Raw genomic sequence first — 19,301 nt, 5'->3', positions numbered from 1 at the left:
AAGAGGCAAGGTCATGCAGTCATCCGGAAGGTCCAGCAGATACCGCTCGCTCCTCGCCGCCGGTGCGGCGCTCGTCCTGCTCACCGCGGGCTGCGGCGACGACGCCGCCGACAAGGGCGCCACCGAGAACTTCGACGTGCTGTTCATCGGTGGCGTCACCGGCCCTGCCGCGACGACGGTCGCGGCCACCACCAAGGCGCTCGACGCGGCAGCCAAGTCCATCAACGAGAACGGCGGCGTCAAGGGCCGCAACGTGGTCATCAAGGTGAAGGACTCCCAGGGCGACGCGCGCCGCGCCGTCAGCCTCCTACAGGAGGAGCTCTCCGGCAACAACCTGCCCGACGTCGTGATCCCCAGCGGCACCAGCGCCGAAGCGCTCGCCATGGTGCCGCTGCTCACCCGCAGCAAGATCACGTCCGTGGCCTTCGGCGCCAGCCCGCTGCTCAACGACCCGCAGAAGTACCCGTACCACTTCCAGAGCGTGCCCAACAGCGCGGCCCAGCTGACCGGGCTGCGCAAGCACCTGGAGTCCAAGGGCGCCAAGCGCCTCGGCCTGCTCGTCTCCCAGGACGAGTACGGCAAGGGCGTCGTCCAGGCGGTCAAGACCCAGCTGGAGGGCAGCGGCATCGAGGTGAAGAACTTCGAGTTCGTGCCGACCGACATCGACCTGTCCGTCTCCTACCGGCGGATGCTCGACGCCAACCCCGACTTCGCCTACATCGACACCACCGGCGACGCGGCGACCCGGCTGCTGCAGGCGCGGGTCCAGACCGGCGCCGTGAACATCCCGACGATCGCCGGCAGCGGCATGTCGCTCACCGCGGGCGGTCCGTTCAAGTACGGCTCCCCGGAGGCCAACAAGAACCTCGAGATCCTCGTGTTCAAGGTCGAGGTCGCCGTGCCCGAGGCGCAGCAGTCCCCGGTCTTCAAGGACTTCCTCACCCGGTACTCCGGCGGCCAGCCGATCCAGAACAGCCTGTCGACGCCGTCCCTGGCCTGGGACCAGCTGCGCCTCATCGCGGCCGCCGCGTCGAGCGACGGCGCGCTCAAGGACCTGCCCACCTCGCTGGTCCAGGCCGTCTACAACCTCAAGGTCCCCGACGGGTACTGGCTCACCGAGAAGCAGTACACGTTCACGAAGGACAAGCACACGCCGACGCCGACGCCGGACGACTTCCCGTTCATTCCGTCCTCCGCCCAGGTCAACGGCCAGTACCAGGTCGGTTCCTAGCCACTTTCCGTCCCCGTCGAAGAGCCCGGAAAGGACAGCGATGACACTCTGGACCGACCTTGCCACGACCGCCTTCCGCGTCCACACCGTCCAGGTCGGAGCGTGGTCGACGCGCGTGCTGGAGGCCGGCACGGGTGAGCCGCTCGTCCTCATGCACGGCACGGGCGGTCACCTGGAGGCGTACGCACGCAACGTGCCGGCGCTCGCCGGACGCTTCCGGGTGATTGCCTACGACTTCCCCGGCCACGGGCACACCACCCTCGCCACCCGTGACCTCGAGATCGCCGACTACACCACGCACCTGCACGGCCTGCTCGACACCCTCGGCGTCGAGCGCGCGCACCTCAGCGGCGAATCGCTGGGCGGCTGGGTCGCGGTCAAGTACGCCGCGGCCCACCCGGACCGGGTCGCCCGCCTCGTGCTGAACACCCCCGGAGGGACGATGGCGACGCCGGAGGTGATGGAGCGCATCCGGACCCTCAGCCAGGCCGCGGCCGACGACCCGACCCCGGAGCGCATCCGGGCGCGGCTGGCGTGGCTGATGGCCGAGCCGGCGTCGGTGACCGAGGAGCTCGTGGCGATCCGGCAGGCGATCTACGCCCAGCCCGGGTTCGCCGCGTCGATGCGGCACCTGCTGTGCCTGCAGGACCCCGACATCCGCCGGCGCAACCTCATCACGCCCGCGGAGCTCGGCGCGGTCACGGCGCCGACCGTGGTCGTGTGGACCAGCGACGACCCGTCGGGGCCCGCCGCGGCCGGCCTGGAGATGGCCGAACAGCTGCCGCACGGCCGCTTCGCGCTCATCGACCGGGCCGGGCACTGGCCGCAGTGGGAGCAACCGGACGCCTTCCACCGCATCGTCCTGGAGCACCTGGCGGTCGCCGCATGAAGCCGGTCATCGCGGCGGCCGACCGGCTCGAGCAGGCGGCGCGCACCGGCGTGCCGTGCGAGCCGGTCACCGACCTCATCGGCGGCACCGACATCGGCGTCGCCTACACGGTGCAGTCGATCCTCACCGCCCGGCGGCTGGCCGGCGGGGCACGGATCGTCGGTCGGAAGATCGGCCTGACCTCCGCGGCCGTCCAACGGCAGGTCGGCGTCGACCGGCCCGACTTCGGGGTGCTCTTCGACGACATGCTGTGCGGGCCTTCGGTGTCGATGGAGCGGCTGCTGCAGCCCAAGGCCGAGGCGGAGGTCGCCTTCGTCCTCGCCGCCGACATCGTCGACGCCGACCCGGTGGCCGTGGCGGCGGCGGTCGGGCACGCCGTCGCGGCGATCGAGGTGGTCGACAGCCGGATCGCCGGATGGCGCATCGGGATCACCGACACCGTCGCCGACAACGCCTCCAGCGGCGTGTTCGTGCTCGGCGACATCCCGCTGCGGCTGGAGGAGTTCACCCCCGCCGACGTGCCGATGCGGATGTACCACAACGGGGTACTGGCCAGCGAGGGCGACGGCCGGGCCTGCCTCGGCGACCCGCTCAACGCCCTGACCTGGCTGGCCCGCACCGCGCTCGAACTGCACGCGCCGCTGCGCCGCGGCGACATCGTGCTCTCCGGCGCCCTCGGGCCCATGGTCGCCGTCGGCGACGGCGACCGGATCGAGGCCGAGATCGGCCCGCTCGGCCGCGTGTCCGCGACGTTCACGAAGAAAGGCTGAGATGGCTCACCACGTAGCGATCATCGGATCGGGCAACATCGGCACCGACCTGATGATCAAGATCAAGCGCGCCGGGGGTCCGCTGGAGGTGGCGGCCATGGTCGGCATCGATCCCGGGTCCGACGGTCTGGCCCGCGCCCGCCGGATGGGCGTGGCCACCACCTCCGACGGGGTCGACGGCCTGATCCGGATGCCGGAGTTCGGCTCGGTCGAGATCGTGCTCGACGCGACCAGCGCCGCCGCGCACCTCGCCAACGCCGCGGCCCTGGCACCGTACAACCGGCGGATCATCGACCTGACCCCGGCGGCGCTGGGCCCGTTCGTCATCCCGCCGGTCAACCTCGAGCAGCACCTGGCCGCGCCGAACATCAACATGGTGACCTGCGGGGGCCAGGCGACGGTGCCGATCGTGGCGGCCGTCTCCCGGGTCACACCGGTCGCCTACGCCGAGATCGTCGCCACCGTCGCGTCGCGCTCGGCGGGCCCCGGGACCCGGGCCAACATCGACGAGTTCACCGAGACCACCGCCCACGCGCTGGAGTCGGTCGGCGGGGCCCGCCGCGGCAAGGCGATCATCATCCTCAACCCGGCCGACCCGCCGCTCATCATGCGCGACACCGTGCTGTGCCTCATCGGCGACGCCGACCACGACGAGGTCCGCACGTCGATCGAGCGGATGGTCGCCGACGTCGCCGCGTACGTGCCGGGGTACCGGCTCAAGCAGGCGGTGCAGTTCACCGCGGTCGACCCGGACGAGGTGCGGCTGCTCGCGCCCGACGGGGCCCGCTGGAAGGTCAGCGTGTTCCTGGAGGTCGAGGGCGCGGCGCACTACCTGCCGGCGTACGCCGGGAACCTCGACATCATGACCTCGGCCGCGATGCGGGTCGCCGAGCGCATCGCGCTGGGGGTGGCGGCGTGACCGGGATGTATCTGCAGGACGTGACCCTGCGGGACGGGATGCACGCCATCCGCCACCGCATCAGCCCGGAGCGGGTCGGCGCGATCGTCGGCGCGCTGGACCGCGCCGGCGTGGCCGCGATCGAGGTGACCCACGGCGACGGGCTCGCCGGGTCGAGCCTCACCTACGGCCCCGGCAGCCACACCGACTGGGAGTGGATCGACGCCGCCGTCGCCGCCGCGTCCCGGGCGACGATCACCACGCTGCTGCTGCCCGGCGTCGGCACCGTCGCCGACCTGCGCGAGGCACACGCCCGTGGCGTCACCTCGGTGCGGGTCGCGACGCACTGCACCGAGGCCGACGTCGCCGCCCAGCACATCGCCGCGGCCCGCGACCTCGGGATGGACGTCTCCGGCTTCCTCATGATGAGCCACATGCTGGAGCCGGCCGAGCTGGCCGCCCAGGCCCGCCTGATGGAGTCCTACGGCGCGCACTGCGTCTACATCACCGACTCCGCCGGCCGGCTGACCACCGAGGACGTGCGGGCCCGGGTCCGGGCCTACCGGGAGGTGCTCGCCGCCGGCACGCAGGTCGGCATCCACGCGCACGAGAACCTGTCGCTGTCGGTCGCGAACTCCCTCGCCGCGGTGGAGGAGGGGGTGTACCGCGTCGACGCGTCCCTGGCCGGCCAGGGCGCCGGTGCGGGCAACTGCCCCATCGAACCGTTCGTCGCCGTGGCCACGCTGCGGGGCTGGGACGTCGGCTGTGACCTCCTGGCGCTGCAGGACGCGGCCGACGACCTCGTGCGGCCGCTGCAGGACCGGCCGGTGCGGGTCGACCGGGAGACCCTGACGCTGGGGTTCGCCGGGGTGTACTCGAGCTTCCTGCGCCACGCGGAAGCGGCGGCGACGACGTACGGCGTCGACCCGCGCAGCCTGCTCATGGAGGCGGGCCGGCGCGGGCTCGTCGGCGGACAGGAGGACATGCTGGTCGACATCGCGCTGGAGATGACGGCTGTCCGCACGTCAGCCTGACGCCTGGGCGTCCGGTCCGGGCGGCGCTCAGGTGGCGGCTGTCGACTGAGGGAGTTCGTGTCGCGTACGGTCCGACGCATGCCTGTCTGCACGAGATCCGGTGCCGCGAGGTCGTCCTGGGGAGACCGGGCGGCGGTGGCGGTCGCGGTGGTGCTCATCGGGGTGGTGATGTCGCCGGGCCTGTGGCAGGTCATCAGGTTCGCCCGGATCTGGGTGAACGACCCGGGACTCGCCACGGTCTGTCTGGCGATCGGCGCCGTCGTCGTGCTGGGCCCTATGCAGGCACACAGGTGGGTCGCCGCACGCCGGCAGGATCGAGCCGACCGGTTCCGGCGGCTCACGGAACGCCCCGCCCGGCACGACCTCGACGGCTACCGGCAACTGCTGGCCGCGCTGCGCCGACGGTCACCGATCGCGCTCGCGCAACTGAGCAGCCGGCCGGCGCTGATCGACGGGCTGTTCTTCCACGCCCGGCGCGGTGACCTCCGGCGCGAGCTGCAACCCTTCGCCGATCGGCTACGCAAGCGTCCCAACCCGGTGACCCGGGCCCTCGCCAGCTTGCACCCCGACGGCCACGTGCGCGAAGCCGCAGTGTCGGCGATGGTCGAACGACCGCGGCCCGAGTACGTACCGTTCCTCGCCGAGCGGGCCGTCGAGTGGGTCGAGCCGGTGCGCCGGCGGGCCTTGGCCGGACTGCACAGGATGCTCACCGAACAGCCCGCCCGGTACCGGCCGTTGGTGGCGCGGGAACTGCCCCGGTTCGCCGCCCGTCGGCACGGCCCTGCGCTCGCGGCTCTCCTCGATCAGGTGAGCGCCAGCCGGACCGGGTAGCGGCGCAGCCACAGGTTGAGGCCGAGCAGCAGCTCGACCGACCGCCGGCTCATCCCGAACCCGCTCTCCTCCAACGGGGCGGCCAGCGTCTCCCGGATCCGCGGCGGGTTGATCAGGTCCGCGATCGGTGCCTGCGGGTCGTCGACGACCTCGATCAACGACTGGCGCAACGTCTGTTCGTACACCGGATCCTGCGTCGACGGGTACGGGCTCTTCCGCCGGCGCAGAACCGACTCGGGCAGCAGGTCGGCGACGGCGGCGCGCAGCACGCTCTTCTCCCGGCCGTCGAATGCCTTCATCGACCACGGCGTGTTGTAGACGTACTCCACCAGCCGGTGGTCGCAGTACGGCACTCGGACCTCCAGCCCGTGCGCCATGCTCATCCGGTCCTTGCGGTCCAGCAGGATCTGCAGGAATCGGGTCAGGTGCAGATAGGAGATCTCGCGCATCCGGTGCTCGGCCGGCGACTCGTCGGGCAGGTGATCGACCTCGGCCAGTGCCTGCCGATAGGCGGCGTCCCGGTACCCGTCCAGATCCAGCGCGCGCTCCAACTCCGGGGCGAACAGCCCCTGTGCGCTGCCCGGTCGATCCGGCAGCGCGGTCAGCCAGGGGAACCCGTCGGCGTTGACCGCGGTGGGGTCGTGGAACCAGCGGTACCCGCCGAACACCTCGTCCGCCGACTCGCCGGACAACGCGACGGTCGAGTGCTCCCGCACTGCGCGGAAGAGCAAGAACAAGGAGGTGTACAGGTCGCCGAGGCTGGTCGGGATGTCGTTGGCGACCATGACCTCCGTGCGGTACAACGAATCCGTCAAATCGCCGCTGTTCAACACGATGTCGGCGTGCTGGGAGCCGACGTGCTTGGCGACCTCGTGGGCGTAGGGCGTGTCCGGCTCCGGCCGCATCGCGTCCGGGTGGAAGTGCTCAGTCTGCCCGACGAAGTCGACCGCGAACGAGCGCACCGACCCGAGCCCCTGTTCCCGCAACCCGAGAGCGGCGAGCGCGGTGACCGCCGACGAGTCGAGCCCGCCGGACAGCAGGGTGCACAGCGGTACATCCGCTATCAACTGCCGACGGATGATGTCTTCCAGCAGGTCTCGCACGGTGTGTACGGTCGTGTCGAGGTCGTCCGTATGCGGCCGCGCCGACAGCCCCCAGTAGCGGCGCGTCCGAGTTCCATCCCGGTCAACGACGACAACGTGGCCCGGCCGGACCTCGCGCACCCCGCGATAAACGCCGTGCCCCGGCGTTTTCACCAGCGCCAGCAGCTCCCGCAGCCCGTCAAGGTCCACCTCGGCCGACACGTCCGGATGGGCCAGAATGCTCTTCGGCTCCGAGGCGAAGAGCACCCCGTCCGGCGTCGGATGGAAGCACAGCGGCTTGACCCCCATGCGGTCCCGGACCAGCAACAGGCGCTGCTGGCGGCCGTCCCACACCCCGAAGGCGTACATGCCGTTGAGCCGTTCGGCGAAATCCTCGCCCCACTCGAGGTAGGCGTGGAGCACGACCTCGGTGTCGGAGTCGGTCCGGAAGTCGTGTCCGAGCGCGCGCAGCTCCGCGCGCAGCTCCCGGTAGTTGTAGACCTCCCCGCTGTAGGTGAGGGCGACGGTCGGCTGCCGGTCCTCTTCGGCGAGCATGGGCTGAATGCCGCCCGCCAGGTCGATCACGGCCAGCCGGCGATGGCCGAAGCCGCAGTGCTGATCGAGCCAGAGCCCTTCGGCATCGGGTCCGCGGAGCGCGGCGGTGGCCGTCATGGCCCGGAGCGCCGACTGCTCATGGACGAGATTCCGGTCATACGCGACCCACCCGACAATTCCGCACATAGTTGGGCCCTACCCGTCCAGTGCCGGGCACAATCGCCCGCGACGCCTGACCTGCGACGCGCGGTTCGCCGCGCCGAGCCAGGGGTAGGCGGCCATGTGGGTGTCTTCCGGGAGGCTCGGCAGGCCCGGCTGCGGCAGCTGGAGGTCACGGCGCTGATCGCCCTGGCTGGGCGGGCGTCGGAGAGCGGCCTCGATCAGTTCGGCAGGGGATGGTGACCCAGCTGCGGACGATCGCCAGCGACCAGATCCGCAGCACGGGCTGCGACGCCGATACCGCCAACCGGATGGTGCTCGAGGCGGCCGAGGCCGGCCGCCGACTACGCCGACCTCGTCCTGGCATCCTGATCGTTGTCTGCCGGGCGGACAGGCGCTGGTGGGACGCCAGGAGCCCACCACCGCGTCATCGGGGTGCGGCGCCGCACCCGGCAGGAGAACCCAGTCGGCCGGGCGGTGTGGAGGCAGTCCGGCCCTGCCTCGTCGCACAACTGTCACACGAATGAGGAGTGTCCTCCATGCCGCGCGGCGAGGATCGCGACAGCGGTTCCGGGCGGAGCCACGCCGTGCAGCAAGCCCTGGGGGTGTCGACGTCATGCCGTTGATCGGCGGCCGGTACCGGCTGATCGCCGAGGTGGGCACCGGCGGCATGGCGTCCGTGTGGCGGGCCGTCGACGTCAGGCTCGAACGGACTGTTGCGATCACCGTCGCGACGGTGATCGCCGTGCTCGCCACGGACCGGGCAGACACGGCATGACCCGCGGCCGTTCGCTACGGTTCGACGCGGTCGTCGAGGATCCCCGCGACATGGGACACCTGGCGCTGTACATCGCGATGCTCACCGGCACGCTGGGTCGGCGCCCGATCCACGTGCACGTCGACCTCGCCCGGTGCCCGTCGGTCGACGCGGCCGGCGTCGACCTCCTCGTCGAGCTGCACCGCCGGCTGCGCGACCTCGGCGGACGGCTGACCCTGCTGGGACCGTCGACGCAGATACGGCACCTGGTGCAGCTGTCCGGACCGGATGCCCTGCCCGAGATGGTCGGCGGAGGCGCGCCGGCGCCGGGTGAGCCGTCACGGTAAGCGTCGTACGATCGTCACAATTCCGATGGGCGACCGCCATGCGCTCCGGTGAGCATGACATGCACGGGGCGGATCGCCGTCGTTCGCAGACCGCCCGTGACCGGAAGGGCGGGGCTCGCATGACGGTGCTGCACACACAGGACGGCACGGACTTCAGCCTGGTGTGCGACGGCTGCGGGCTGGTTGTGGATCATCTTGGCGCCAGTCTGCATTCCTGGACACTGACCTGGAGCCTGTTCAGCCGGCACGGCTGGATCGGTACACAGACGCCCGGCGGACCGCATGGATGCCCTCGATGCGTACGGGTGACGGGACGGTCTGCTATCGACGACGAGGAATCCGAACGCATCCAGCCGCCGGATGGCGCCGGCACCGATCAAGAGGCGTCTGACAGGACCCGGAGTCCGGCGCCGTCGCGGGTACGCCGGGCAGCGTCGTCATTGTTCTCACACGGAGACCGCATCAGCGCGTGATGTCTAGGTAGACCTCGACGTCGTAGATGAGCCGAACGGGTTCGCCGTTGGTGGTGCCGACAAAGACCGGTTCAGCGGCGGGAGTACGGCCGCGGCGCCAGACCTCTTCGCGTGCGGCGTCTCGGGACTCATGATGCACCTTTCCTGCCTGGTGGAGTTCCAGTACGCGGCGTGCGGTGTTCTTGTCGCTGTCCAGCTGGATCCGCATCAGTGGCATTGGTTCGTACCGTCCCTCCTGGCCGGGTGGTGCGGCTGCAGTGACGGCAATGCGATGGTCGCGACCGTCGAATCCAGGACCACCATCAGCCGCGCTGACCCTGCCGGAGCAAGCGCCCACCATCGAGAAGACGTCACACCGGCTCCTTAACGACGCAATACCAACTTACCGACGTAAAGTTGCCTCAACACCGTACTAGGATCAGGGAGTGGACGCGAACGAATTGGGTGAGCCGTCGGCCGGAGAGAAGGCCGGTCGACGTGGTGGAACTGCTGGCGCAGTGTGGCTGCGTGAGGAGCCGGACCGGCCGCGCCGGGCGGCCCCGCTGACCCGTGAGCGCATTGTTGAGGTTGCAGCGGCTCTGCTCGATGAGCGTGGCATCGACGGATTGACGATGCGAAACCTGGCGCAGCGTCTGACGGTGACCTCGACCGCGCTCTACTGGCACGTGAAGACGAAGGACGATGTCCTGGACCTGGCCCTGGACCACATCTTCGGAGAGATGCCGCTCCCGGACGTCGGCGACGACTGGCGTGATGATGTGCGTGCGTTGACGTTCAGGTGGCGCGCGATCATGCTTCGCCATCCCTGGGCTCCGAGCCTGATCGGGAGGCCGATGCTAGGGCCTAACGTCCTGGCGCGCACCGAGTTCCTGCAGTCGGCGCTCGTCCGTGGCGGTTTCACCGGCTTCCAGCTGGCCGCCATAACCCGGTTGCTAGCCAATTATGTGATCGGCGCAGCCATCACCGAAGCCACCTGGCGCCAGGCTGAAGATCCTGAGGCGCGGGCCGAAGCCCGGCGCCAGTTGTTGGCTCATCCCGACGCCTATCCCACCCTCATCGCCTCCGGACACCTTGAAGACGGACGATGGAACGACGACGACCTCTTCGAACGTGGCATCGACGCCATACTCGCCATCTGACCAGCAGCCGATCATGGGTCTTGCTGCCAAGGTGGGACGTCTTGGTCTTGGCTTCGGCCGCGTGGAGCAATCTCGGAGGATGGGCTCGGGAAGCAGGCGCCGTGGTTCACCCCAGGGCCGTCGTGGTGTTGCGGCGCGGATCAGCTGAAGGATGCTGGCGCGTGCGGCGGCTTGGTCAGGTTCGCAAGTGGGTCTCCACCAACCTCTTCAAGAGTTCGTACCATCCACATGGCAGGGGTTTCTCACGATGGGGGAGGTGATGTCGTGACCGGGTCTCAGGCACCTGGCTCGCCGCTGCACCTGTCGACGGCGGAGCTGTTCGCCGCGGCGGAGGCCGAGGTCCGCGACGACGATCCGGAGTGGCACTGGGAGCACCTGGTGGCGCTGCACGAACGTGCCACGCCCGAGGTGTTCCGGACCGCCTGGGCGCTCGCGGGCGATGCGGACCCACGCCGTCGGGAGTTGGGTGTGCGCGTCATGCGGGAGGTCGGCCGTGATGACCCGGCCGCCGCTGATCTGCGCCGCGGGAACTGGCCGGTGCTGCTCGACCTCCTCGACCGCGAGAAGCATCCGGACGTGCTGCCGTGGGTGGTGTCGGCGATCGGCTACAACGAGGTGCCGGGTGCGTTGCCGGCGGTGCTGCGGCTGGCCGGCCATCCCGACGCGGAGGTCCGGTTCCGGGTGGCGGCGAACATTCCGTGCCTCGTGGATCCGGCGGCGCCGGAGGAGGCGGCCCTCGCGGTGCTGCGGGTGCTTGCCGAGGACGACGACGAGGACGTGCGCGGGTATGCCCGCTACGGTCTGGTCGAGGAGCTCGGCGCCAGCATCTGACGACGGACGGGCGCCCCGGCCGGGGCGCGGGTGAGGGCGGCGGCGCAAGGCCGCCGCGGACGATCCGCTGAAGGTTGTCGAAGGCGGCGGACAGCCCTGCGGAGGTGTCCGCCGACCGGGAACGTGCCTCGCCGAACTCCTTGGGGATCATCGCCTCGGCGAAGCGCAGCTCCAGCCCGAGTGAGATGAGCCGCTGCTGGACGCGACCAGCAGGGTCTCCACGACGGTGAACCCGGCGCCGACTGCGATCCCTACGGCGGCTGACGGCTGGCTGACCCGCACCAGCCATGACGCTAGGCGTCCGTGCATCAATCGGCCCTCTTGTCGAACACATCGGTTCCGGCATGGCTGGGCGGGCGGAACCGGTCGAGCAGAGGCAACCAGTCGATGCTAGGGCGGCAGGCATCGAACGCCGGACTCGTTGCGGTCCGGGTGCAGCGGATCACCCCATGATTCACCTCGGGCGCGGCGCATCACCGCTCTGGATCACGCGTTCCACCGACACGGCATAGCAGGTAGTGGCCGACGTCGGCGGGACCTTCGGCGACCTCTTCCGCCAACTCCTCGAGGAGGGCGTACAGGTCGAGCTCCGCTGATCCACATGCAGGGCGCCGGCGGCACCGTGCGCACACCGTTCAGACGCCACCGTCGCCGGTCAATGCTGTCGCGTCGGCAGACGGCGGTGAACAAAGGCGCACGCGAAGATCCGGGCCTGCGGCGAACGCGCGATTGCCACCCTCAAACCTCCCGCGGCACCACAACCCCAATTCGTGCCATGTGAACAGACTCGCAGGTGGGGCGATTACAGCCAAATCATCACTAGGGTGCTCGGTAGGGTTTTCCCTCGCCGCACGCTGATCGGTGCCCGTTCTGCGAGGTGAGACGGTGTTTCCGGTGATCACGGGCCATTTGACTTCAGTGGATGCAGCCCAGAATGCCCCTTGATTGGTGCGGCATTATTTCCGGCAGGCAAACGGCTAACGCACGGCCGTCTGAAAATTGGGAGGGCTGGGCGTGTATCAGCGTGTCCACGAACAGGTCGAAGAGCAGGTAAGGCGCACACCGGACCGGGTTGCCGTGATCGCCGGCACCGTCCGGATGTGTTACGCGGAGCTCGACGCCCGCGCGAACCGGATCGCCCGGGAGCTGGCTCGGGCCGGCGCCGGTCCCGGTGAACTCGTGGGCGTGTGCCTGGGCCGGGACGAGCACCTGCTCCCGGCGTTGCTGGGTGTGCTGAAGACCGGTGCCGCCTACGTGCCGATGGACCCGGCGTATCCGGCCGAGCGGCTGGCGTACATCGCCGGCGACACGAAGATGCGGCTCGTCGCGACCACCCGTGCCTCGGCGTGGGCCGGCCTGGACGCGGTCGCGGTGCCGGTCGACGAGATCGCCGCGGACGCCGACGCGACGCCGCTCGGCCGGCCCGGTGACGGTACCGACGCGGCGTACGTCATCTACACCTCGGGCTCCACGGGAAAGCCCAAGGGCGTCGTTGTCGAGCACCGCAACACGATGAACCTGCTGCGGTACGAGGCCGAGGCGTACACCGACGAGGAGCTGCGCGGCCTGCTCGCCACCGCGTCGATCTGCTTCGACCCGTCGATCACCCAGCTGTTCCTGCCCCTGGTCACGGGCGGCACGGTCATCCTCGCCGACAACGTCCTCGCGCTGCCCGCGCTGCCGGCCCGCGACGAGGTCACGACCGTCTACGGCGTGCCGTCCGCGCTCGCCGCGCTGCTGCGGTCGCCGCTGCCGGCCGGTGTGCGGGCCGTGTTCGCCGGCGGGGAGCCGCTGACACGGGCGCTGGTCGACCGGATCTACGCCAACCCCGGCGTGCGGCGGGTGCTCAACCTTTACGGCCCGACCGAGTGCACCACGACGTGCGCGATCGCCGAGGTCGGCCGCGACGACGCCGGCGAGCCGCCGATCGGGCAGCCGATCGCGGGCGCCGTCATGTCCGTGCGCGACGCCGACGGGCAGCCGGTCGCCGACGGTGAGCTGGGCGAGCTGTGGATCGGCGGCCCGGTCGTCGCCCGCGGCTACCTGAACCGGGACAGCGGCGGGTTCGGCGACGGCTGGTACCGCTCCGGCGACCTGGTCCGCACCGACGGCACCGTGCTGCGGTTCGCCGGCCGCGCCGACGACCAGGTGAAGATCCGCGGGTACCGGGTCGAGCCCGGCGAGGTCGAGGCGGTGCTCGTGCAGCATCCGGCGGTGCGCCGCGCCGGTGTCGTCGCCGCCGCCGACGAGGACGGCGTGTCCTACCTGGTCGGGCACGTGGAGGCGACCGGCCTCGACGAGCAGAGCCTGCGCGCGTGGCTGCGCCGACGGGTGCCGGAGCACCTGGTGCCGACCCGGCTGGCGATCACCGAGCGGCTGCCGCTGAGCCCGAACGGCAAGATCGACCGGGCCGCACTGCCCGCGCTCGCGGCCCGGCGCGGGACCGAGACCGTGTTCGTCGCGCCCCGCACTCCCGCGGAGGAGCGGCTCGCCGCGATCGTCGGCGACGTGCTGGGCATCGACGAGATCGGGGTCGACGACCGCTTCACCGACCTCGGCGGGCACTCCCTGGCTGCCGCCCGCGTCTGCGCGCTCGCCGGCCGCGAGTTCGGCACCACGGTCGCCCTGGCCGACTTCCTCGCCGAGCCGACCGTCGCCGCCCTCGCGGCCCTGGTCAACGGCGGCCGGAGGCCCGCGGCGGCGCCGGTCCGGCACGAGGGGCGGACGGAGTACCCGCTCACCGCGACGCAGCGCGGCCTGTGGACGCTGCGGCAGGTCGGCTCGGTGCCGGCCGTGACCACAGTGGCGTTCCGGGTCCGGCTCACCGGGCCGGTCGAGGCGCCCGCCCTGCGCTCGGCGCTGGCCGCGCTGGTGTCGCGCCACGAGGTGCTGCGCAGCCGGATCGTCGAGCGCGACGGCGAGCCGATCGCGGTCGTGGGCGGGCGGACGGACGTCCCCGTCATCGAACACGACCTGCGCGACCGGCCCACGGCCGAGCACGACCTGCGCGACCGGCCCGCGACCGAGCACGACCTGCGCGACCGGCCCGCGACCGACCGCGCCGGACGGGCGGACGCGATCGCGGAGGCCGCCGCCCGGCACGCCTTCGACCTGACCGGCACCGCGCCGCTGCTGCGGGTCGAGCTCATCCGGCTCGCCGCCGGGGTGTCGGAGCTGGTGGTCGTCGCCGACCACGTGGCCTTCGACGGCTGGTCCACCGGCACGTTCCTCACCGAGCTCGCGACGGAGCTGGCCGCGCCCGGGACCGTCGAGCCGCTGCCGGTGCAGGTCGGCGACCTCGCCGTCACGCCCGACGGCGCGACGGACGCGTGGCGGGACGAGCTGGCCGGCGCGTCGCCGCCGAGCGAACTGTTCTCGGGCACCGGAAGCTTCCGCGGCGAGCGGATCACCCGCCCGGTGCCGCCGTCGAGCGGCACCGCGGTCTTCGCGGACTGGCTGACGGCGCTCGGGCTGCTGCTGGCCGGGTTCACCGCCCGCCGGGACGTGCTGGTCGGCGTGGTCGCGGCCCGGCGCGCCGGACCGGAGCTCGACCGGGTCATCGGCCCGCTCGTCGACGTGCTGCCGGTCCGGCTGCGGCTCGAGTCCGCGGCCACCGTCCGGGACACGGTCGCGGCCGCGTCGGCGACGACGGCCCGCGCGCTGGACCGGCCCCGGCCGTCCACGGAGGACCTGTTCGCGGCCGTCGGCACCCAGTCGCGCGGGGCGATGCTCACCCCCGTGGTGCTCGCCGCGCAGCCGGCCGGGATGCCGGTCCGGGTCGAGCGGGGCGGGGTACGGCTGGAGCTGCTCGGCGAGCTGGGGTGCGGCGGGGCGCAGAACCCGTTGACCGTCTTCGTGAACGAGACGGCCGACGGGGTCGAGCTTCAGGTGGAGTACGACACCGGCCTCACGGGCCGCGAGTGGGTGGAGGCATTCGCGGACCGGCTCCTGCGCATGCTCGCCGAGGTCACCGCGGACCCGGATCGCCCGCTGCACCGCCTGCCGCTGGTCACCGCGGCCGAGGAGGCGCAGCTGCTCGACCTGGCCGCCGGCCCGCCGGTCCCGGCCGGTGCACCGGCCACGGCGGTCGAGGCGATCGAGCGGCAGGTGCGGGAGCGCCCCGGCGAGGTGGCCGTCGTCGGCGCCGACGACGAGATGACGTTCCGGCAGCTGTGGGACGACTCGGCCGCGATCGCGGCGCTCCTGCTGGGACAGGGCATCGGACCCGGTGACGTCGTCGGCGTGTGCCTGCCGCGCGACCACCGGATGCCGGCGACGCTGCTCGGGGTGTGGCGGGCCGGGGCGGCCTACCTGCCGCTGGAGGCGGAGCTGCCGGCCGAGCGCCTGGCCTGGCTCGCCGCGGACGGCGGCGCGAAGACCGTGCTCTGCCGGTCCACGACCGCCGCCGCGGCCGGTTCAGGCGCGCTGGACCTGGACCTGGAACTGGACCGGGCGCCGACTGTGCCCGCAGCCGACTTCCCGGTCGTCGGGTCCGGCGATCGGGCTTATCTGCTGTACACCTCGGGCTCGACCGGCAAGCCGAAGGGCGTGGCCGTCGCGCAGTCCAGCGTCGCCGCGCTCACCGAGGCGCTGCGCTTCGAGCCCGGCTTCGGGCCCGGGGACCGGATGCTCGCCGTGGCCACGCTCAGCTTCGACGTCTCGTGCGCGGAGATCTGGTCCGCGCTCGGCGTCGGTGCCTGCTGCGTGGTCGTCGACCGCGACAGCGCGGTGGACGGGTACCGCCTCGGCCGCCAGATGGCCGAGCACCGCGTCAACGTGATGAACGTGCCCCCGACGATCCTGCGCACCCTGCTCGCGGCGGGCTGGACCGGCGGGACGGACCTGCGCGTGTGGGCCGCCGGCGAGACACTCGACCCGGCCCTGGCCCGGGAGCTGCTGCCGGTGGTGCGGGAGCTGTGGAACACGTACGGCCCGACCGAGGCGACCGTGCTGTCGACCGCGTACCGCGTCCTCGAGGTCGGCGACGCCGTGCCGATCGGGCACGCGATGCTCGGCGAGCGGCTGTACGTCATGGATGCGCTGGACCGGCTCGTCCCGGCGGGCGTCGTGGGTGAGCTCTGGATCGGCGGCGCCGGGCCGGCCATCGGCTACCACAACCGGCCGGACCTGACCGCGGCCGCGTTCGTGCCCGACCCCGTCGTGCCCGGCGGGCGGTGCTACCGCACCGGGGACCTGGTCTACCGCCGGCCGGACGGTGAGGTCGTGTTCTGCGGCCGGCGAGACCATCAGCTGAAGATCCGCGGGTACCGTGTCGAGCTCGGCGAGATCGAGGCCGTGCTGCGCGCCCACCCCGACGTCGAGCACGCAGTCGTCACGGCGCGGGGCCAGGGTGCGGAGGCGCACCTCGTCGGCTACGTCGCGGGCCCGGTCACCGCCGGGCAGATGGCCGCCCACCTGCGCGCGAGCCTGCCCGCCTACCTCGTGCCGCACCGCTGGGTGGTGCTCGACGCGCTGCCGATGACGCCCAGCGGCAAGGTCGACCTGGGCGCGCTGCCCGAGCCCGGCGAGGACCGGCCGCACCGGCCGGCCGAGTCGATGATGGAGCAGCTGGTCGCCGACGTGTGGGCCCAGATCCTCCCCACCGATCGCATCGGCGCCGACGACAGTTTCTTCGGTCTCGGCGGGCACTCGCTGGCCGCGACCCGGGCCGTCGGCCGGCTGCGCGAGACGCTCGGCTGCGCGATTCCTGTGCGGCTGCTGTTCGACCATCCGGTCCTCGCGAACTTCGCGGGGCAGCTCGAGCGGCTTGTTTTGGACGACATCGTGGCCGCACCGGCCACCGGCAACTAGAAAATAGGAAGTCAAATATGTCTATGTCTGACCAGGACACCTTACGGGCCGTCATGGAGCGGCGGGTCGCGGCTGCCCGCGCCGCCGCCCGGGCCGACGCGGAGATCCCGCGCCGGTCCGACCCGGCCGCGCCGCAGCCGCTGTCACCGTCGCAGGCCCGGCTGTGGTTCAACGCGCAGTTCGAGACCAACACGTCGATCTACAACGTGCCCACGGTGCTGCGGCTGACCGGCCCGCTCGACGCCGACGCGTTGCTGGCCGCGCTGCGCGAGGTCGCCGCCCGGCACGAGGTCCTGCGCAGCGTCATCGCGCCGCCCGGGCACGCCGTCGCCGGCCCGGCCGACCGGCTGCAACTGTCCCTGGCGGACATCGACGAGCCGGCGCTGGACGCGGCGCTGCGGGCCGAGGTGAGCCGGCCGTTCGAGCTCGACCGCGAGCCGCCGATGCGGGCCGTGCTCTTCCGGGTCGGCGCCGAGCACCACGTGCTGGCCCTGACCGTGCACCACATCGCCACCGACGCGTGGTCGCAGGACCTGATCCTCGACGAGATCGGCGCGCTGTACGCCGCCCGGCTCGACGGAGCCGCCTCGGGCGCGCCGCCCGCCCCGCCGCGGCTGCAGTACGCCGACATCACCGAGTGGCAGGCCACGCGGACCGCGGACGACCACGTCGGCTGGTGGGCCGAGCGGCTGGCCGGGCTCGCCCCGGCGCTCGCGTTCCCCGTCGACCGGCCCTACCCGGCAGTGGCCGACTGGAGCGGCGGCTACCTGCCGTTCAGCCTGTCCCCGGCGCTGGCCGAGCGGGTGCGCGAGACCGCCAGGGAATGCAACGCGACGCCGTTCATGGTGGTGCTCGCGGCCTGGCAGGCGCTGCTGGGCCGGCTCTGCGGCAGCGAGGACGTCGCGGTCGGCGTGCCCGAGTCCGGGCGCCACCACCGCGCGACCGAGGGCGTCGTCGGCTGCTTCATCAACACGCTCGTGATGCGCACCGACCTGTCCGGCGACCCGACCGGCCGGCAGCTGCTCGACCGCGTCCGGGAAACCACCATCGAGGCGTTCGCGCACGCCACCGCGCCCTTCGAACGGGTCGTGGAGGCCGTGGCACCCGAGCGTTCCACCGCCACGACACCGATCTTCCAGTCGATGCTGTACCTGCTGGAGACCGTCCAGCGCGACCCGGTGCTGCCGGGCGTGCGCGCCGAGCGGCTCGAGGCCCCGCTCGACTTCAACAAGTTCGACGTGAGCCTGTCGCTGGAGGCCGAGGGCGGCGGCTACGAGGGCGAGCTGCACTACCGCCGCGACCTGTTCGACCGGGCGACGGCCGAGCGCTGGGCGCGCTGGCTGCTCGCCCTGCTCGACGGGATGCTGGCCGAGCCCGACCGCCCGCTCTCACAGCTCGACCTGCTCAGCGACGCCGAACGGGCCGACCTGGTGGCCCTCGGCACCGGCCCCGGCCTGCCCGCCGGCGCGCCCGCCACGGTGCTCGACGCGGTCCTCGCCCAGGCCGACGCCCGCCCCGCGGCCGTCGCCGTCGACGCCACCGGCGGCACCCTGACCTACGGTGACCTGGCCGGGGCCGCGGCCCGGATCGCGACCGCCCTGCGCGAGCACGGGGCCGGGTCCGGCGCGCCCGTCGGGATCTGCCTGCCCCGCGACCGGCACCTGCCCGCCGCGCTGGTCGGCGTCTGGCAGGCCGGATCGGCGTACGTACCGCTGGAGCCCGACCACCCGGCCGAGCGGCTGCGCTACCAGCTCAGCGACTCCGGCGCCAAGGTCGTCCTCGCGGCCGCGGAGACGCTCGACGTGGCCCGCCCGCTCGTCGAGGGCACCGGCGCCGTCCTCGTCGACCTGGCCGACGCGCTGGCCGCCGAGCCCGGCGAACTCCCGGCGACCGGCCCCGACGACCTTGCGTACATCCTCTACACCTCCGGCTCGACCGGCCGGCCCAAGGGGGTGGAGCTCAGCCACGGCGCCGTCGCCGCGTTCGTCGCGGCCAACTGCGAGCTGGTGCCGGTGACGCCCGACGACGTGATGCTCGGCCTGACCGCGCTCTCCTTCGACGTGGCCGGGATCGAGCTGTGGTGCGGCCTCGGCAACGGCGCCCGGCTGGTGCTGCTGGAGCGCGGCGTGGCCGTCGACGGGCACCTGGTGGCGCAGCGCATCGCCGAGTCCAAGGTGACCGTGATGACCGCGACCCCGACCACGTTCCGGATGCTCGTCGCGGCCGGCTGGCAGTCGCCGGAGGTGCGGGGGATCGCCATCGGCGAGGCCCTCGACCCCGCGCTCGGCCGCGAGCTCACGGCCCGGCTCGGCGAGTGCTGGAACGGCTACGGCCCGACCGAGACCGCCGTGGCGTCCACGATGTACCGCCTCACCGCCCCCGTCGGCGACACCGTGCCGATCGGCACCCCGATGGCGGGGGAGTGGGTGTACGTGATGGACCCCAACTCCCCAGCTGCCGGCCGCCTCGCGCTGCCCGGGACCATCGGCGAACT

General features: G+C 72.2%; 14 protein-coding genes and 1 pseudogene. 13 read left to right on the top strand and 2 right to left on the bottom strand.

Annotation, left to right across the window (positions count from 1 at the left end; translation table 11 throughout):
- The first annotated feature begins 13 nt into the window (after window positions 1-13).
- The 6 genes from ABZ321_RS28355 (at window position 14) to ABZ321_RS28330 (ending at window position 5,653) form a co-directional block, all read left to right on the top strand.
- Window positions 14-1,231, top strand: coding sequence for an ABC transporter substrate-binding protein (locus ABZ321_RS28355; RefSeq protein WP_344511726.1), 1,218 nt, complete (start codon window positions 14-16; stop codon window positions 1,229-1,231).
- Between the two features lie 40 nt (window positions 1,232-1,271).
- Entirely contained in the window at window positions 1,272-2,120 is an 849-nt protein-coding gene (locus tag ABZ321_RS28350) for an alpha/beta fold hydrolase (protein WP_354896656.1), read from the top strand.
- Window positions 2,117-2,890 (top strand): fumarylacetoacetate hydrolase family protein, encoded by a 774-nt coding sequence (locus ABZ321_RS28345; protein WP_354896653.1) that lies wholly within the window; start codon window positions 2,117-2,119, stop codon window positions 2,888-2,890. Before ABZ321_RS28350 ends, ABZ321_RS28345 begins: the two co-directional genes overlap by 4 nt.
- A gap of 1 nt (window position 2,891) precedes the next feature.
- Window positions 2,892-3,809, top strand: a complete 918-nt coding sequence (locus tag ABZ321_RS28340) for an acetaldehyde dehydrogenase (acetylating) (protein WP_354896650.1) — start codon at window positions 2,892-2,894, stop codon at window positions 3,807-3,809.
- Complete coding sequence (dmpG, locus tag ABZ321_RS28335) at window positions 3,806-4,822, top strand: 4-hydroxy-2-oxovalerate aldolase (protein ID WP_354896647.1); 1,017 nt, start codon at window positions 3,806-3,808, stop codon at window positions 4,820-4,822. Before ABZ321_RS28340 ends, dmpG begins: the two co-directional genes overlap by 4 nt.
- A 78-nt stretch (window positions 4,823-4,900) precedes the next feature.
- Complete coding sequence (locus ABZ321_RS28330; protein WP_354896644.1) at window positions 4,901-5,653, top strand: hypothetical protein; 753 nt, start codon at window positions 4,901-4,903, stop codon at window positions 5,651-5,653.
- Here the strand turns inward: ABZ321_RS28330 and asnB are convergent.
- On the bottom strand, window positions 5,626-7,476 hold the full coding sequence (gene asnB / locus ABZ321_RS28325; RefSeq protein WP_354896640.1) for an asparagine synthase (glutamine-hydrolyzing): 1,851 nt from the start codon (window positions 7,474-7,476) through the stop codon (window positions 5,626-5,628). The genes ABZ321_RS28330 and asnB overlap by 28 nt on opposite strands.
- Window positions 7,477-8,065: 589 nt before the next feature.
- On the opposite strand from asnB, the gene ABZ321_RS28320 reads away from it, so the two are divergent.
- Both ABZ321_RS28320 and ABZ321_RS28315 read left to right on the top strand, forming a co-directional pair.
- The gene (locus tag ABZ321_RS28320; protein ID WP_354896638.1) at window positions 8,066-8,227 is read left to right on the top strand and encodes a hypothetical protein; all 162 of its coding nucleotides are present in this window, start codon (window positions 8,066-8,068) and stop codon (window positions 8,225-8,227) included.
- Window positions 8,224-8,553 carry an STAS domain-containing protein gene (locus ABZ321_RS28315; protein WP_354896635.1) on the top strand — a complete coding sequence of 110 codons (330 nt, stop codon included), beginning with the start codon at window positions 8,224-8,226 and terminating at the stop codon, window positions 8,551-8,553. The genes ABZ321_RS28320 and ABZ321_RS28315 overlap by 4 nt, the downstream gene beginning before the upstream one ends.
- A gap of 462 nt (window positions 8,554-9,015) precedes the next feature.
- Here ABZ321_RS28315 and ABZ321_RS28310 read toward each other — a convergent pair whose 3' ends face one another.
- The gene (locus tag ABZ321_RS28310) at window positions 9,016-9,234 is read right to left on the bottom strand and encodes a hypothetical protein (protein WP_354896632.1); all 219 of its coding nucleotides are present in this window, start codon (window positions 9,232-9,234) and stop codon (window positions 9,016-9,018) included.
- 217 nt (window positions 9,235-9,451) lie between these two features.
- On the opposite strand from ABZ321_RS28310, the gene ABZ321_RS28305 reads away from it, so the two are divergent.
- From ABZ321_RS28305 to ABZ321_RS28285, 5 genes and pseudogenes are all read left to right on the top strand, one after another.
- Entirely contained in the window at window positions 9,452-10,165 is a 714-nt protein-coding gene (locus ABZ321_RS28305; RefSeq protein ID WP_354896630.1) for a TetR/AcrR family transcriptional regulator C-terminal domain-containing protein, read from the top strand.
- Between the two features lie 264 nt (window positions 10,166-10,429).
- Window positions 10,430-10,996 carry a HEAT repeat domain-containing protein gene (locus tag ABZ321_RS28300; protein WP_354896629.1) on the top strand — a complete coding sequence of 189 codons (567 nt, stop codon included), beginning with the start codon at window positions 10,430-10,432 and terminating at the stop codon, window positions 10,994-10,996.
- Between the two features lie 604 nt (window positions 10,997-11,600).
- Window positions 11,601-11,739, top strand: a pseudogene (locus tag ABZ321_RS28295) (IS5/IS1182 family transposase); the annotation flags it as partial.
- 271 nt (window positions 11,740-12,010) lie between these two features.
- Window positions 12,011-16,807 (top strand): amino acid adenylation domain-containing protein, encoded by a 4,797-nt coding sequence (locus tag ABZ321_RS28290; protein ID WP_354896626.1) that lies wholly within the window; start codon window positions 12,011-12,013, stop codon window positions 16,805-16,807.
- Between the two features lie 23 nt (window positions 16,808-16,830).
- Window positions 16,831-19,301 (top strand): condensation domain-containing protein (locus tag ABZ321_RS28285; protein WP_354896623.1); only part of this gene is annotated, 2,471 nt, incomplete at its 3' end.

Source organism: Dactylosporangium sp. NPDC006015 (assembly GCF_040614215.1).
Lineage (GTDB): Bacteria > Actinomycetota > Actinomycetes > Mycobacteriales > Micromonosporaceae > Dactylosporangium > Dactylosporangium maewongense.
The sequence above is the reverse complement of the archived record's forward strand: the minus strand, read 5'-3'. Positions and strand labels throughout refer to the sequence as shown.

What these genes read in the sequence shown, in the direction of transcription:
- ABZ321_RS28355 (WP_344511726.1), top strand. Translation starts at nt 14, where the DNA reads ATGCAGTCATCCGGAAGGTCCAGCAGATACCGCTCGCTCCTCGCCGCC.
- ABZ321_RS28350 (WP_354896656.1), top strand. Translation starts at nt 1,272, where the DNA reads ATGACACTCTGGACCGACCTTGCCACGACCGCCTTCCGCGTCCACACC.
- ABZ321_RS28345 (WP_354896653.1), top strand. Translation starts at nt 2,117, where the DNA reads ATGAAGCCGGTCATCGCGGCGGCCGACCGGCTCGAGCAGGCGGCGCGC.
- ABZ321_RS28340 (WP_354896650.1), top strand. Translation starts at nt 2,892, where the DNA reads ATGGCTCACCACGTAGCGATCATCGGATCGGGCAACATCGGCACCGAC.
- ABZ321_RS28330 (WP_354896644.1), top strand. Translation starts at nt 4,901, where the DNA reads ATGCCTGTCTGCACGAGATCCGGTGCCGCGAGGTCGTCCTGGGGAGAC.
- asnB (WP_354896640.1), bottom strand. Translation starts at nt 7,476, where the DNA reads ATGTGCGGAATTGTCGGGTGGGTCGCGTATGACCGGAATCTCGTCCAT.
- ABZ321_RS28320 (WP_354896638.1), top strand. Translation starts at nt 8,066, where the DNA reads ATGCCGTTGATCGGCGGCCGGTACCGGCTGATCGCCGAGGTGGGCACC.
- ABZ321_RS28315 (WP_354896635.1), top strand. Translation starts at nt 8,224, where the DNA reads ATGACCCGCGGCCGTTCGCTACGGTTCGACGCGGTCGTCGAGGATCCC.
- ABZ321_RS28310 (WP_354896632.1), bottom strand. Translation starts at nt 9,234, where the DNA reads ATGCGGATCCAGCTGGACAGCGACAAGAACACCGCACGCCGCGTACTG.